This is a genomic window from Mesorhizobium loti (genome assembly GCF_013170705.1).
Classification (GTDB): Bacteria; Pseudomonadota; Alphaproteobacteria; order Rhizobiales; family Rhizobiaceae; genus Mesorhizobium; species Mesorhizobium loti_D.
In genome coordinates this window covers 671,615-686,169 of the sequence record NZ_CP033334.1, presented here as the reverse complement: position 1 = coordinate 686,169, position 14,555 = coordinate 671,615, and the positions used below count along the sequence as shown (strand labels likewise).

General features: G+C 63.0%; 12 protein-coding genes. 6 read left to right on the top strand and 6 right to left on the bottom strand.

Annotation, left to right across the window (positions count from 1 at the left end; translation table 11 throughout):
- Positions 1-3: 3 nt before the first annotated feature.
- The 4 genes from EB815_RS03195 to gcvA all read right to left on the bottom strand — a co-directional run bounded on the left by EB815_RS03195 (position 4) and on the right by gcvA (position 5,649).
- A complete protein-coding gene (locus tag EB815_RS03195; RefSeq protein WP_065005428.1) occupies positions 4-1,305 on the bottom strand; it encodes an ABC transporter substrate-binding protein in 1,302 nt (433 codons plus the stop codon).
- A 152-nt stretch (positions 1,306-1,457) separates the two neighbouring features.
- Positions 1,458-2,894 (bottom strand): hypothetical protein, encoded by a 1,437-nt coding sequence (locus EB815_RS03190; protein WP_056570259.1) that lies wholly within the window; start codon positions 2,892-2,894, stop codon positions 1,458-1,460.
- A gap of 339 nt (positions 2,895-3,233) precedes the next feature.
- Positions 3,234-4,538 (bottom strand): nicotinate phosphoribosyltransferase, encoded by a 1,305-nt coding sequence (gene pncB, locus EB815_RS03185; RefSeq protein ID WP_056568475.1) that lies wholly within the window; start codon positions 4,536-4,538, stop codon positions 3,234-3,236.
- Positions 4,539-4,674: 136 nt separating this feature from the next.
- Entirely contained in the window at positions 4,675-5,649 is a 975-nt protein-coding gene (gcvA, locus tag EB815_RS03180; protein ID WP_056570261.1) for a transcriptional regulator GcvA, read from the bottom strand.
- 211 nt (positions 5,650-5,860) lie between these two features.
- Between gcvA and speB the strand changes: the two genes are divergently transcribed.
- The 4 genes from speB (at position 5,861) to EB815_RS03160 (ending at position 9,118) form a co-directional block, all read left to right on the top strand.
- Complete coding sequence (speB, locus tag EB815_RS03175; RefSeq protein ID WP_056568477.1) at positions 5,861-6,922, top strand: agmatinase; 1,062 nt, start codon at positions 5,861-5,863, stop codon at positions 6,920-6,922.
- Between the two features lie 82 nt (positions 6,923-7,004).
- Positions 7,005-7,814, top strand: coding sequence for a transporter substrate-binding domain-containing protein (locus EB815_RS03170; protein ID WP_056570265.1), 810 nt, complete (start codon positions 7,005-7,007; stop codon positions 7,812-7,814).
- Positions 7,815-7,820: 6 nt separating this feature from the next.
- A complete protein-coding gene (locus EB815_RS03165) occupies positions 7,821-8,477 on the top strand; it encodes an amino acid ABC transporter permease (RefSeq protein ID WP_056568479.1) in 657 nt (218 codons plus the stop codon).
- Complete coding sequence (locus EB815_RS03160; protein ID WP_056568482.1) at positions 8,474-9,118, top strand: amino acid ABC transporter permease; 645 nt, start codon at positions 8,474-8,476, stop codon at positions 9,116-9,118. The genes EB815_RS03165 and EB815_RS03160 overlap by 4 nt, the downstream gene beginning before the upstream one ends.
- A 354-nt stretch (positions 9,119-9,472) precedes the next feature.
- Here the strand turns inward: EB815_RS03160 and EB815_RS33405 are convergent, their stop codons facing one another.
- Positions 9,473-10,324, bottom strand: coding sequence for an MEDS domain-containing protein (locus tag EB815_RS33405; protein WP_056568484.1), 852 nt, complete (start codon positions 10,322-10,324; stop codon positions 9,473-9,475).
- 308 nt (positions 10,325-10,632) lie between these two features.
- Here EB815_RS33405 and EB815_RS03150 point away from each other — a divergent pair, with 308 nt between their 5' ends.
- Positions 10,633-12,228: a putative bifunctional diguanylate cyclase/phosphodiesterase gene (locus tag EB815_RS03150; RefSeq protein ID WP_171883270.1), complete on the top strand. Its 1,596-nt coding sequence runs from the start codon at positions 10,633-10,635 to the stop codon at positions 12,226-12,228.
- Between the two features lie 161 nt (positions 12,229-12,389).
- The gene (locus tag EB815_RS03145) at positions 12,390-12,776 is read left to right on the top strand and encodes a response regulator (protein ID WP_056568488.1); all 387 of its coding nucleotides are present in this window, start codon (positions 12,390-12,392) and stop codon (positions 12,774-12,776) included.
- A gap of 294 nt (positions 12,777-13,070) precedes the next feature.
- Here the strand turns inward: EB815_RS03145 and EB815_RS03140 are convergent, their stop codons facing one another.
- Positions 13,071-14,474, bottom strand: a complete 1,404-nt coding sequence (locus EB815_RS03140) for an MATE family efflux transporter (RefSeq protein WP_056568490.1) — start codon at positions 14,472-14,474, stop codon at positions 13,071-13,073.
- Between the last annotated feature and the right edge of the window lie 81 nt (positions 14,475-14,555).

Here is a 14,555-nt window from a genome sequence, read left to right as displayed (position 1 = left end):
GCCTCACAGCGCCTGCGTCGTGTAATCCCCTTCGGCCTCGTAAAGTCCGTCCTCGATCTTGGTCTTGTGCACCACCTTCAGCTTGCCGCCTTCGACCTTGGAGATGTTCTGGATGCCAAAACACTGGTGGATCTTGCCATTGAAGGTTTTCGGCCCCTGCGGATGCTCCGGGCCTTCGGCGAAGGCTGTCAGCGCCTCGGTTGCCTCGACCAGCTTGGCGCGGTCTTCCGGTCCCTTGTAGCCGGCGTCTTCCATCGCCTTCTTGACGACATAGAGCGTCTCCCAGCAGCCGAACATGTGCGCGGCGGTGGAGACGTCCTTGGGGTCGCCGACGGCGGCGCCATTGTCGTCGATGCCGACGGCGGCGCGATAGGCTTTCTGCGCCTCGGTATCATCAGCCTGGGCATAGCGCGGCGAGCCTTCCCAGAAATGGCTGCCGTCGAGGAATTCCAGCCCCGGGCTGTTGATGTCGACGGCCTCGAGCGAATCGATGAAGCCGAACAGCTGCGGCCGGTTGGAGCCGTAGAACTCGCCGAGTTCCTTGACGAAGGTGAGCACCGCGGGACCGACCATCACGTGGTAGATCACCTCGGTCTCGGCCGGGATCTGCGGGAAATACTTGGTGAAGGACGATTCCGTCGGCGGGATGGCGATCTGCGCAATGACATCGGCGCCCTGCGCCTTCAGCGCCGGCGGCAGATAGTCGCGATGATCGTAGCCGAAGGCGAAATCGGGGAAGATCTGCGTCACCTTCTTGCCGGCATTGGCCGCGATCCACGGCGCCATCGACTGGATCTGGCTTTTCACGTCGGTGATGCCGGGCTGGAAGACGTAGCGGTTAAGCTTGGTCGAGGCGACGTGGTGGCCTTCGCTGACGACGAAATAGGGCATCTTGGCCTCGCCGGCCGCGGGCGCCGAGCCGATGACGACGTGCGAAAACAGTGTGCCGAAAACGATATCGGTCTTGTGCTGGGTGGCGAATTTCCCAACCACCTCGGCGCCGCGGCCGGGATCGGTGCCGTCATCCTCGATGATGACCTCGACCTGACGGCCATTGATGCCGCCGGCGGCGTTGATTGCCTTGACCGCGGCGGCGGTGGTCTTCTCGTACCAGCGGCCATAGGCGGCACCGATGCCGGTCCGGTGCGACTGGAAGCCGATCTTGATCGGCGCCGAACTCTGCGCTTGGGAATAGCGGACGAAGCCGGGCGCCATGGCAAGGCCGGCGCCCGCTGCCAGGCCTTTCAGCGCCGTGCGGCGGGTGAGACCGGTTTTCGGGAGGTTGAAGGTCTTGCTCTTGTCCATATGCCGTTCCCCTTGTTCAGCGTTAGGAGCGCAAAGTCCGCTCATGTCCGGAAGTCGAAAAATTGCATGTGTACAAACTAAATCACCAAAGTCCGGACACGGCAATGCTGGTTCCCTAAGGGAATCCCGGTTTATTTTCCAGCGCAAATGCCTCAGCCGACCGTCGGCGTGGCGAGCAGCCAGAGACCGAAGAGCGTGTAGGCGATCATCAGCAGGGTGAGCGGAAACTGGCTGAGCGCGGCGCGGGCGGGCTGCGGGTGCAGGCGCCAGGCGAAGCCGTGGGCGACGAGGACGGCGAGCACATGGCCAAGGATGATGGCACCGGCCTGGATGTTCCACAACCACCAAGCGGACACCGCGCCGGCGACGATGCCGGCCTCGACCTGCATGTCGGCGGTGCCGAACAGGTTCCAGCCCAGCGCGAACGGGTCGGACAGGGCGGCTAGCGCATACTGGCCGTCGACCAGCAGCGCCGTCAGATAGTGCGCGACATGATAGGCGAGCGCGATCGGCACGATCGACCAGACCAGCAGCCCGGCTGCCTGGGTGAGCGGCGGTCCACTGCCGGCAAGACGTTGGCCGAGCACGACGGCCAAAAGGAACACCGCCGCCAGCAGGACGAATGTCAGCACGAGACCGAGACTGCCGCTGCCGATCACCGCCGTGCGGCCTGGGAATTCGAGCGGATTGACGCCGAACAGGCCAAGCCAGAAGAAGGTCTTCGACAGGCCGTCGAAGGAGACCGAGGACAGGGTCAGCAGCAGGAAGGCGATGCCGCTGGGCGGTAACGGCTCCGCCGCCAGCAGCTTGGCGCCTGGCCAGCACAGCGCAAGCCGGCCCTTCTCGTCGCGCTCGACAGGCGCGAAACGCGCCACCATGGAGAAGAAGATGGTCAGGAACTCACCGCTGCGGCTCCAGGCGCGATAGCCGAACATCAGCATGGCCAGGAAAGAGAACAGCCAGTAGATGCCGGCGGCAAGGGCAAGCCTTGCCGGGTCGTCGGGCGCCGGATCGATGAGTTCGAACCAGGCAAAGGCGAAGAACAGGATGACGGCCGGCCAGCAGCCGATCCACCGGGGAAGACGCCACGGCCCCTCATCGCTTGCGCCGCGCAGGCGCGAGGCGAGGCGCCACGGCCCGACCCAAGGGTTGAGCCATGACCAGATGTCGCCGACAGCGCCTTGCAGCAGCGTGAGGCCGGCCCACAACAGCGTCCAGATCACCAGCGGCAATGGATTGGAGAGCGGGTCGCGGCTGCCGAAAAGGCCGGCGGCGATGAGAGTTGCAAAGCCGGCAAAGGATATCAGGCTGAGGGACGTGCGGGCGGTATCGCCGAAGGTCAAAAGCGGCAGTCGCTGGCGCCAGAAACGATCGATGAAAGCCGCCGGCAGCAGCGCCAGCACGAGGAAGCTGACGGCCACGGCGAACGCGCCGCCGACAAGGTAGTAGCCGGTCGGGAGGAGCAGGACGTGGCCTCGGTCGGAGGCGTGGGCGAAGGCGCGAGTGGGGAGGAGGGCTAGCAGTGCGACGGCGAAAGCGAATCCGTGAAGACGGCGCTCTACGGTGCTCCCCTCTGTCCTGCCAGATATTTCCCCCTCGAGGGGGGAGATCATGCTGCCATTTTCGGACGGGAGCCTCTGCCGCCGACGACTGGCGCCTGTTCGGATAACTTGGCACCCTTCCTCTCCCCCGTCGATCGGGGGAGAGGTGTCGAGCGTAGCTCGACGGAGTGGGGGTCGACCCTGGCGCGGGTCGAGCGTGGTCCTCTTTCTTATGTCCGTTGTGGCGGTTGCCAAGTGGTTCCCCCACTCCGTCGCCGCTTCGCGGCGCCACCTCTCCCCCCTCCGGAGGGAGAGGAAAGGAGCCTCTGTCGGCAGGACAGAAGGGGGCGTGAAGGAACTCGAACTATCCATGAGTCCGATCTTGGCTCACACCTTGACCAGTTGCTCCACGCGGTCCTTCTCGCCGAAAATCCTGAGATAGCGCTGGATTTCCTTCTCGTCGCCGGTCGCCTTGGCTGGATTGTCGGAAAGCTTCACCGCCGGCCGGCCATTGGCTTCGGTGACCTTGCAGACCAGCGATATGGCATCCAGGCTGTTGGTTTCCGTCGGCGCGCAGCCCTCGAAATCATTGGTGAGGTTGGTGCCCCAGCCGAAGGACATGCGCACCTTGCCCTCGAAGTGGCGGTAGGTCTCCTCGATGGTTTCCACCTCCAGGCCGTCGGAGAAGATCAGCAGTTTCTGCTTGGGATCCTTGCCCTTCTCGCGCCACCAGGAAAGGATTTTTTCGCCGCCCTCGATCGGCGGGGCGCTGTCGGGGCGAAAACCGGTCCAGTCGGCCACCCAGTCCGGCGCGTCGCGCAGGAAGGAGGCGGTGCCGAAAGCGTCGGGCAGCACGATCAGCAGATTGCCGCCATAGTAGCGCTGCCAGTCCTGCAGCACCTTGTACGGGGACTGTTTCAGCTCCTTCTCCGAATTGGCAAGCGCCGCGAACACCATAGGCAATTCGTGTGCGTTGGTGCCGAGCGCTTCGAGGTCGTTGTCCATCGCAAGCAGCACGTTGGAGGTGCCGGTGAAGGCCTCGCCGATACCTTCCTTGAGCGCTTCGACACACCAGCGCTGCCACAGGAAGGAGTGCCGCCGGCGCGTGCCGAAGTCGGAAATGCGGATGCTGGGCAGCGCCTTCAGGCGCTCGGTCTTGGCCCACATCTTGGCCTTGGCGCGGGCATAGAGCACATCGAGCGCGAAGGGCCCGAAGGCCCGCATCGCCGCGCGGGATCGCAGTTCGTTGATGATGGCGAGCGCCGGGATTTCCCACAGCGTGGTGTACATCCACGGGCCGCTGAAGGAGAGCTCATACTGCCCGTCACGCTTGGACAGTTCGTAGTCGGGCAACCGGAAACCTTCCAGCCAGGCGAGGAATTCCGGCTCGAAGATCTGCTTGCGGCCGTAGAAATTGTTGCCGCCCAGCCAGATCATCTCCTTCTTGGAGAAGCGCAAGGTGCGGGCATGATCGAGTTGTTCGCGCAACTCGCCTTCATCGATATCGTCGGCCAGCCGCACCGAAGTGGTGCGGTTGATCAGCGAGAAGGTGGCCTCGACCTTGGGGTACATCCCCCAGATCATCTGCAGCATCAGAAGCTTGTAGAAATCCGTGTCGAGCAGACTGCGCACGATCGGATCGAGCTTCCAGGTGTGGTTGTAGACGCGCCGCGCAATATCGGTCTTAGCCATGTTTCAACGCCGCCTTCGCTGCCTGCCATCCACAACCGCGAGAGGCCTCATAGCATCGAATTGACCAAAACGCTGCTCGCTTTCAGGCTGGCCCGACAAAAAGAACGGCCTGCATGCGGCGAGGCGCGGTTTGCCGTCAGCTTGCCGATTTGCCACCCATCACCTTGAGTGCCGGGCGTTTGCGGCGGGTGACGAGGCGGCCGGCGACCGGAGCATCGGCGCGGCCGTCATCCCCGGCCTTCTCGGCGAACAGCCAGTCGATGAACACCTGCACGATCGGCGCCGTCCGCATTTCGTTGCGGCAGACGATGTAGAATTCATCGACCGCCGGCACCGACAGGCTGAACGGCGCGATCAGCATGCCCCTGGCCAGCAGCGCGCTTGCCGTCACGGAATCGCCCAGCGCCACGCCATGGCCGTGCACCGCGGCCTCGGTCGCCATGCGGGCATCGCCAAGATGATGGCGGCGGCCGCGCTCGAGGTCCAGCGCATCGGCGGCCGCCAGCCAGGTGTGCCATTCGCGGCCGTCGTCGCCATGCAGGAAGACATGGTCGGCAAGATCCCTGACGCCGCGGATCGGGCGGTTGTTGATCAAGGTCGGGCTCACCACGGGAAACAGTTCCAGCCCCGACCATTTGCGCATCCAGCAATCGGCCCAGCCGCCATTGCCATAGTGGACGCAGACATCGATATGCGGCGCCCTTATATCCCTGGGATCATTGGAGGGAATGAGCGTCAGCTGGATGTCTGGATATTGCGCGGTGAAGCTGCCGAGCCTCGGCGTCATCCACAAAAGCAGCAATGCCGGTACGCAGGACACCGAAAGCGCGCCGCTGCTGGCTGGGCGCGTCAGCCGCTGCGTGGCGGCGGCGATGCCGTCGAAGGCGGTCGAGACAGCCGGCAGAAGTTCGGCGCCATGCGGCGTCAGCTTGACCCGCTGGCCGACACGCTCGAACAGCTTGACCCCGAGCGACTGCTCCAGCGCCTTGATCTGGTGGCTGATGGCGCCATGCGTGACGTTCAGTTCACTCGCCGCCTTGGTCAGCGAGCCAAGGCGCGCCGTCGCCTCGAAGGCGCGCAGCGGGTTCAGGGGCGGCAGGCGTTTGGCCATCATGGACTCGACAGTTTGTGAGATTTTCTCACAAAAAACACCCTAACAATATCAATTGATTTTTCAATGCGGCTGCCGGACACTTTGGCCCTGAACAACTTCAAGACGTGAAATCTGCAGGCTGCCAGCGGGACAAGCGACCCGGCCGGACGACGGTCAATTCGCCTGGGATCGCCACTGGCCAAGCTGCACCAATCGAGGAGGAACCGATATGGGCTACGATCGCGGCAAGCTTGATGCGCTGCGTCGCAAATATGGCGAGAGCCATGGCGGCGAGATGTTCGATCCCAAGTTCCGCAAGGTCGCCGACAAGATCTTCTCCAAGAGCGGCACCAGGCTGGCGCCCTATTCCGGCATCCCGACCTTCCTCGCCGCGCCCTACCGTGAAATCGCCGCGGAGAACCCGGATTTCGGCGACCTGCAGGTGGCCATGATCGGCGTGCCGATGGACCTCGGCGTCACCAACCGGCCAGGCTCGCGCTTCGGGCCGAGGGCGCTGCGCGCCATCGAGCGCATCGGCCCCTACAACCACGTGCTGGAATGCGCCCCCACGCATGAGCTGAGGGTGGCCGACATCGGCGACACGCCATTCCGCAGCCGCTACCGGCTGGAGATCAGCCATGAGGATATCGAGCGCCGCACCAACCAGATCGTCGGTGCCGGCGTCATTCCGCTGTCGGTCGGCGGCGACCATTCGATCAGCCATCCGATCCTCAAGGCTGTCGGCAAGAAGGCGCCGGTCGGCCTGATCCATATCGACGCCCATTGCGACACCAGTGGCCTGTTCGACATGACCAAGTTCCACCACGGCGGCCCGTTCCGCAACGCGGTGCTCGACGGCGTGCTTGATCCGACGCGCACCATCCAGATCGGCATCCGCGGCTCGGCCGAATATCTGTGGGAGTTCACCTACGAGTCCGGTATGACCGTGGTGCACGCCGAGGAGGTGACCGGGCTCGGTATCCCCGCCATCATCGAAAAGGCGCGCAAGATCGTCGGCGACGGCCCGACCTATGTGTCGTTCGACATCGATAGCGTCGATCCGGCCTTCGCGCCCGGCACCGGCACGCCGGAAGTCGGTGGGCTGACGACGCGCGAGGTGCTCGAGCTGCTGCGCGGCCTCAAAGGCCTCAACATCGTCGGCGGCGACGTCGTCGAGGTGGCGCCGCAATATGACGCCACCACCAACACCGCGCATGCCGGCGCCCAGGTGCTGTTCGAGATACTGAGCCTGATGGTGTTCAGCCCGGCCATCACGGGCAAGGGGGCCTGACGGACTTCACGAAAAGGCGGCCGCCGCGCTGGAGCCGGCGGCTGACCCAACAATCAAAAAAGCTTCCAGAAGGGGAATGACAATGACAATCCACTCGACACTGAAATCATCCATCGCCGCCGCCCTGATGCTGGGTGCGGCCGGTCTTGGCTTTGTTACGCAGGCGGCCAATGCCGACGCGCTGGCCGATATCACCAAGGCCGGCACCATCAATGTCGGCGTCTTCGCGGATTTCCCGCCCTTCTCCTCGGCCAGCGCCGATATGAGCCTCAAGGGCTATGACATGGATGTGGCTCAATACATCGCCGACACGCTCAAGGTGAAGCTCAATCCGGTCGCCGTCACCGGCCAGAACCGCATCCCCTATCTGAACGACCATCGCGTCGACATCCTGATGAGCGTCGGCTACTCGAAGGAGCGCGAGCAGGTCATCGATTTCGCCGCCGCCTACGCGCCCTATTACATCGCGGTGATCGGTCCGGCGGCGATGTCGGTCAAGGGCAAGGAAGACCTTGCCGGCAAGTCGATCGCCGTCAATCGCGGCACGCTCGAGGACACTTCGCTCACCGAGGCCGCGCCCGCCTCGGCCGACATCAAGCGCTTCGACAACTACAATTCGGTGATCCAGGCCTTCATCTCGGGCCAGACCCAGCTGATGGTCGTCGGCAACGATGTCGGCGCGCAGGTGCTGGCCAAGCAGGATGCGCTGAAGCCGGAGCAGAAGTTCCAGCTCCTGACCTCGCCTTCGCATATCGGTCTCAACAAGAATGAGGACGGGTTGAAGAAGGCGGTCAACGACGCCATCGCCAAGATGCTGGCCGACGGCAAGCTGGACGAAAGCTCGAAGGCCTGGCTGAAGACGCCGCTCAATCCCGACAACCTCAAGGATTGAGTTCCCATGGCCTTCGGCTGGCTTCCAGGTGCCGTGGGCGACATCGCGCACGGCGCGGCCACGACGATCCTGCTGATCGCCGTGACCACGCTGGCGGGAACGCTGCTCAGCATCCTGGGCGCCGCCGGACGGCGAAACGGCCCCGCGCTGCTTCGCCGGGCCATCGCCTGGTACGTCGAGGTGATGCGCAACACACCGTTCCTGGTGCAGCTGTTCTTCATTTTCTTCGGGCTGCCGAGTCTCGGGATCCGGCTCGACCCGATCCTGGCCGCCATGCTGGCGATGACGCTCAACATGGCGGCCTACACGATCGAGATCGTCGGCGCCGGACTTGATGCGGTGCCGCTCGGGCAGACGGAAGCAGCGCTGGCCCTGGGGCTCAGGCCCCGTCAGGTGTTCATCAAGATCGTGCTGCCGCAGGCACTCAAGGTGATCTATCCGGCACTCACCAGCCAGATCGTCATCATGATGCTGGAGTCGGCCGTGGTGTCGCAGATCGCGGTGCGCGAGCTGACCTACGAGGCCGACATGCTGCAGGCTCGGACCTTCCGGTCCTTCGAGACCTATTTCGTCGTGACATTGGTCTATCTCGCTTTGTCCATGGCCTTGCGCCGGCTCCTGGTCACCGGCGGGCGCCGCGCTCTCGGGGCTGGCGTGTCATGATCGAGTTCACCTTCTGGGACATCGTGCGCAATCTTCTGCTGGCCGCACGCTGGACGGTGCTGCTGTCGTTGGCCGCCTTCGTTGGCGGCGCGCTGGTCGGAATGGTCGTGCTGTTCTTCAGGATCTCCAAGAACACATGGAGCCGGCGCCTCGCTTCCGGCTACATCGCCCTTTTCCAGGGAACGCCGCTCCTGATGCAACTGTTCCTGATGTTCTTCGGCTTGCCGATGCTCGGCCTGCGCATCGAGCCATGGACCGCGGCGGTGCTCGGCCTCACCTTCTTCGCCAGCGCCTATCTGGCCGAGATCTGGCGTTCGGGGGTGGACGCGCTGCCCTTGGGCCAATGGGACGCCGGCGCCAGCCTCGGCCTGCACTATCTGCAGGAACTCAGGCTGATCATCCTGCCGCAAGCCTTCTCGATCACCCGCGCCCCGACGGTCGGTTTCCTGGTGCAGCTGATCAAGTCGACGGCACTGACCTCGATCATCGGCTTCGAGGAACTGGTGCGGACCTCGAACGCCATCAACAACGCCACTTTCGAACCGTTCAAGGTCTATGGCCTGGTGGCGCTGATCTTCTTCGTCATGTGCTTTCCGCTGACGCAATATGCCCGATCGCTCGAAAAGCGGGCGGCTCATTGAGTGGAGAGCATGCTGTGTTGGCGAACATCGGCGGAGACTAAAAAACTATAGGAGGCGCTCGAATGCCTGTTGGGGTCATTGGATGACGTTGGGTGCGTCAACTTTGGGGTCGCAAGCGGACGGTCCGCTTTGAGGTTCGGAATGTCAAAAGCGGACATTCGGCGCCCGTACGCATTGGCTTGAATTGGAGGCGATCGGCAATCATCCACGGTCGGCCATGTCGGCTCGCCGATAGGACATACCCTGAGACGCACCGCATGGCGCTGTTTCATCGCCGGCAAAACGGCACTCGCTGGCCGCGCTGAGCACAGGCTCTGGTCCAGTTTCCCATCGCAGGAGCAATCAGGACTTGTGCTACTCGCCAAGAACTATGCGCAAGAGGTGGACCGTGCTTCGTGCGTTGGTTTTCTTGAGAAGATTGGCCCTGTGGAACTCGACCGTTCGCGGGGCAATTCCCAGGGTGCGGGCAATCTCCTTGCTCGAATAACCCCTGACGATTTGGGCGAGCACGACACGCTCGCGGGCTGTGAAAGCGGCATGGCCGGTGTCCGCGAGGACATCCAGTGCGCCATTCAGCTTCCTGATCTCCTGCTTGGCGGCCTGAAGCTCCGGCGTCTCTAGAAATTCCCATTCCCCCTTTCGCCGGGTGATGGTGAATTGGTGGGCGCGCGCCACATCGAGCAGGTCAACGGCCCTGCTTTTCGACAGGGAATAAGTGCACAACACCACCATCTTCTGGCCCGCCAGTGACCGGTCGAGTTCATGCTCGTACTGGCAAAACTCCTTCCAGTGGCTTGTCCCTATCCAGAATGCGTTGCCGCTCACTCTCATCCCGGCGAAGCCTCTTTCCCGGGCTGCGCGCAGCTTCTCATCCCAGCCGCCGGTGATGTGCTGCATGTCGAACTCCCCACCCGGAAGATACCAGTCAGTGGCTGGGATCATCTCCATCTGGCCGGCCACCAGGCGTGCATCAATGTCGGGAATGGACTGCCGCAACGCATCCTTCGCCGTCTCTGCGTCGATCGGATCGGAGACCGCCCAGATGCAGAATTCGTTGTCCTCCAGGCCAGCCGCGAAATAGGAAGCGTTGGTGGCTAACAGGTCCTCTTCCGCTTCGTAGAAGACGCAGATGTGTGTGCCCCAGGATATCTCGCCCATGACGCGGATGCCGGACTTGCGGAGCGCGTGGGCAGACTCATCGTTCATGTCGATGCCGCTTTCCGGGTGCACGAGTACGTCACTGAGCCACTAAATCAGTCGCAGCCGACGGCGGCCCACGCCACGTCGGCCATTCCGTTACGGAACCTGTTGATCGTGCCAGTAGAATATGCGCGATAGCTGGCCATCTATGGGGGCATGCATCTCCGGATACTATCAGCCGTGGCCCCAACATGACAGAGATTTTCAAGGCCGGGTTCGGCAATCTGATCCGCAGTACCGCGGTCGCGAACCCGCGCCGCTATGGCGTGCCGGAAGGGATCGCGGCCCGGCTGCCCGATCTATCCAGGGATGGTTTGGCCATCAGCGATCTGCGTGAAAAGGGTATGGCGCTCGTCTACGTCAACCGCGCGTTCCAGGACATCACCGGCTATTCCAGCGACGAACTGATCGGGAGAAACTGCCGCTTCCTGCAAGGCAGCGATCGCCTTCAACCCGAAATCCAGGCCATTCGCGAAGCCATCGCCCGGCGTGAGGATGTTGCCGTCACGCTGAAGAACTTCCGCAAGGACGGTAGCTGGTTCTGGAACGAACTCCGCCTCGCACCTATGAGCATCGCTGGTGGCGAGCCGACGCACTATATCGGACTGATGCGGGACGTGACGGCGAGCAGGGTCGCCGCCGCGCAAATTGCCCAGAGCACCCGCGCCGACATGCTCACCGGTGTTCTCAACAGATACGCCTTCGTCGAGGACGTCGACATCCTGCTGCGTCAAGGGGAACGGCCGATCCTGCTTGTCAAGATCGACATGGCTCGTTTCCATGACATCAACGAAGGGTACGGATATGATGTTGGCGACCAGGTGCTGGTGCAGATTGCGCGACGCCTGACCAACACAGGTGCTGCATTGGTCTGCCGCACGGGATCCAATGAGTTTGCGCTCGCCCAGCCGCTTGGCCATGCCGACGAGGCCCAAGCGGCAATCGAAATGATCCGGCAGTCCCTGGCGCCGCGTTATCTCGTGGCGGGCGCAACGATCAGGATCCGTTTCGCGACGGGCTATGTCGTTGGCAACCAGACGACGGACGCCATAACGCTGGTTCGTCGTGCCGGTGCCGCTTTGCATCGGTCGAAGTCGTCGGCGTTCCTCGATATTTGCGCATTCAGTTCCGAGGACGATAGGCGTGCGCGAAACCGACTGCGCATGACCAGCGAAATGCAGCAGGCCCTGGAACATGACGAGTTCGATTCTCACTACCAGCCGCAGGTCGACCTCGCCACGGGAACGGTTGTCGGTGCAGAAGCCCTGTTGCGATGGCACCATGGCCTGTTTGGGATGCAGTCGCCGGACAAGTTCATCAGCCATGCCGAAGACACGGGTCTTATACTCGACATCGGCGCCCGTGGCCTTCGCACCGTCGCGGACTTTGCCGCGCGCGTGAACAGGGACCGACAAGTGCCGATAGTCTTCTCGTTCAATGTCTCGCCGCTTGAGTTCAAGCTTCGTGACATGCCGAAATTTGTCTCCGACGTGCTTACCGCCAGTGGCGCCGATGCTGCATGGATCAAGCTTGAGCTCACCGAGAGCCTGATGGTCGAAAGTTCCGCGGAAATGCTGTCGATCATGAGACACCTGCGCGAACTGGGCGTCGGCCTGTCCATCGATGACTTCGGAACCGGCTACGCCAATCTGCGCTACCTCGAAGACTTCCCCCTCACGGAGATCAAGATCGATCGCGGTTTTGTCAAAGGGCTGGCGCAAAGCCGATCCAAGCGGGTCATCATCGAGTCCATCATCAGGATTTCCAGGGAACTCGGCTTTCATGTCGTCGCCGAGGGAATAGAGACAGAGGTGGAACGCACGCTGTTGCGCGAGATGGACTGCGATTTCGGGCAAGGATTTCTGTTCGGTCGGCCGGTCGACGCTGCAGGATTTGAATCGCTGATTTGAGGGCTCGCACGGCCAGCCAGTCGAGATGTGACCAAAGCTCTGAACGCGGACCGTTTGGCGCATTCGTTCAAGACTCGAGCCCGGACCCACATCGTGAATTATTAGATGGAACTAAATCGGGGTCGAAACCGTAGGGTGGGACGGCCAAGGGGAGCATCCAGATGAACAACGGCGCGGTTCTGGTCGTCGAGGATGAGCATCTGATCCTGCTTGACGTCGAGTCGGCCCTGGAAGAAGCTGGCTTTGAAGTCGTAGGGGCTCAAAACGCGGCCCAGGCCATGGCGTTCTTCGACGCCGAGCCGGTCAAGTTCAAGGGCCTCGTCACCGACATACGCCTGGGGGCGGGTAAATCCGGTTGGGAGGTTGCACGGCATCTGCGCCGGGCCAACCCGACAATACCCGTGATCTACATGAGTGGCGATAGCGCCATCCACTGGGGTGCCGAGGGTGTTCCGGAAAGCGTCATGATCACCAAACCCTTCTTCCTGCCGCAGATTATCGCGGCCTTGTCGACGTTGCTGAATCAGCAGCATTCCGACAATAGCTGACTACCTACGCTCGATGACGCCACGCACCCACCGTTACATTGTACCCTTTGCGGGCCGACCTTAAAGTCGGACGAAGTGCTCTCCCGCCGACAACGCAAGCCGCCTATCGGGATAGTTTCCTGGCGCGGAAGCGACCTCCGAGGTGGTCGCGCTAGATGTCTGCTTTTGGGGCAATAGCAAAATTGTCCACTACGTCCAAGTTGGGGGCGCAAAGCGAACGTTTCGTGGGCTGACATGAAGGCTCCGTCCAATGAGCCGCAATGTCGGCAGCCAGGCAGCCGGCGGCCGTCCGCTTCAATGCCCGAAGGCAAGCGACGGCGCGATCCGGTCGCGGCGCAGCCAGCGCGCCAGGAGCAGCGCCGCCACCACGGCCAGCCCTGTCGAGAGGCCCATCCAGATGCCGACGCCGTGCAAGCCGAAATGGAAGGCGAGCAGCACGCCAAGCGGCAGGCCCACGCCCCAATAGCCGATCGCGGCGTAGATCATCGGCACCTTGGTGTCATGCAGGCCGCGCAGCATGCCGGCGGCGACCGCTTGCGCGCCGTCGAAGACCTGGAACAGGGCGGCGAAGGCCAGGAACGACACGGCAAGCGTGATCACCCTGGCGTTGGCCGGGTTGGCCAGATCGATGAAGGCGCTGATCAGCGGATGCGGCCACAGGATCATCACCAGCCCCATCAGCGCCATGAACGAGACGCCGATGACAAAGGCGGTCCAGCCGGCACGCGAGACGCCTTCCGGATTGCCTGCGCCGTGCGCGAGGCCGACGCGCACCGTCACCGCCTGGTTGAGGCCAAGCGGCACCATGAAGGAGATCGAGGCGATCTGGATGGCGATGGCGTGCGCTGCCAGCGAATCCGCGTCGATCAGGCCCATCAGCAGCGCCGCGGCGTTGAAGATCGTCACCTCGAAGGCGAGGATGCCGGCGATCGGCAGGCCGAGCCGAAGCAGGCCCTTGAAACGCTGCCAGTCGGATCGCCAGAAGCGCCCGAACAGGCGGTAGCGTCGGAACCTCTTCTCCAGCATCACCACCGCTGCCATGCCGGCGAACATCAGCGTGCTGGACAGCGAGGTGGCAAGGCCCGAGCCGGAGATGCCCATTGCCGGAAAGCCGAGATTGCCGAACATGAACACCCAGTTGAAGAGCGCGTTGCAGGCGACTGCGACGAAAACGATGACCAGAGCCCAACCAGGGCGTTCCAGCGCCGAGATGAACGAGCGCAGCACGATGTAGCCATAGAAAGGCAGCACCGCCCATTCCAGCCAGCGCAGGTAGATGCCTGCCTGGTGCGCCAAAGCAGGCTCCTGGCCCATCGCCAGCAGAATGGATTCGCCATGCCACAGGAAGATCCAGATCGGGATCGAGATCAGGATCGCCAGCCACAAGCCCTGGCGCACGGTGCGGCGCAGGTCGCGCACCGAATGGCGGCGACGGCCAAGCTCGGTTGCGATCATAGGCGAGGTTGCCAGCATCAGGCCGAGGCCGAAGATCAGCGGCATGAAATAGAGGTTGGCGCCAAGCGCGCCGCTCGCCAGCGTATCCGGCCCGAGCCGTCCCATCATCATGACGTCGGTGGCCGTCATCGCCGTTTGGCCGAGATTGGTCAGCACCATCGGCCAGGCCAGCGCCAGCGTCGCCTTGATTTCCTGACGCCAAAGATTTTCCGGCGCGCGAGCGCCGGCTTCGATCGCAGACATTGTTCCGCTCTTTCCAGGCGCGGCACGTCGGCAAGAAGCCGGAAGCCGCATGTCAAACGCGAAACCTATGGTTTCACGGCG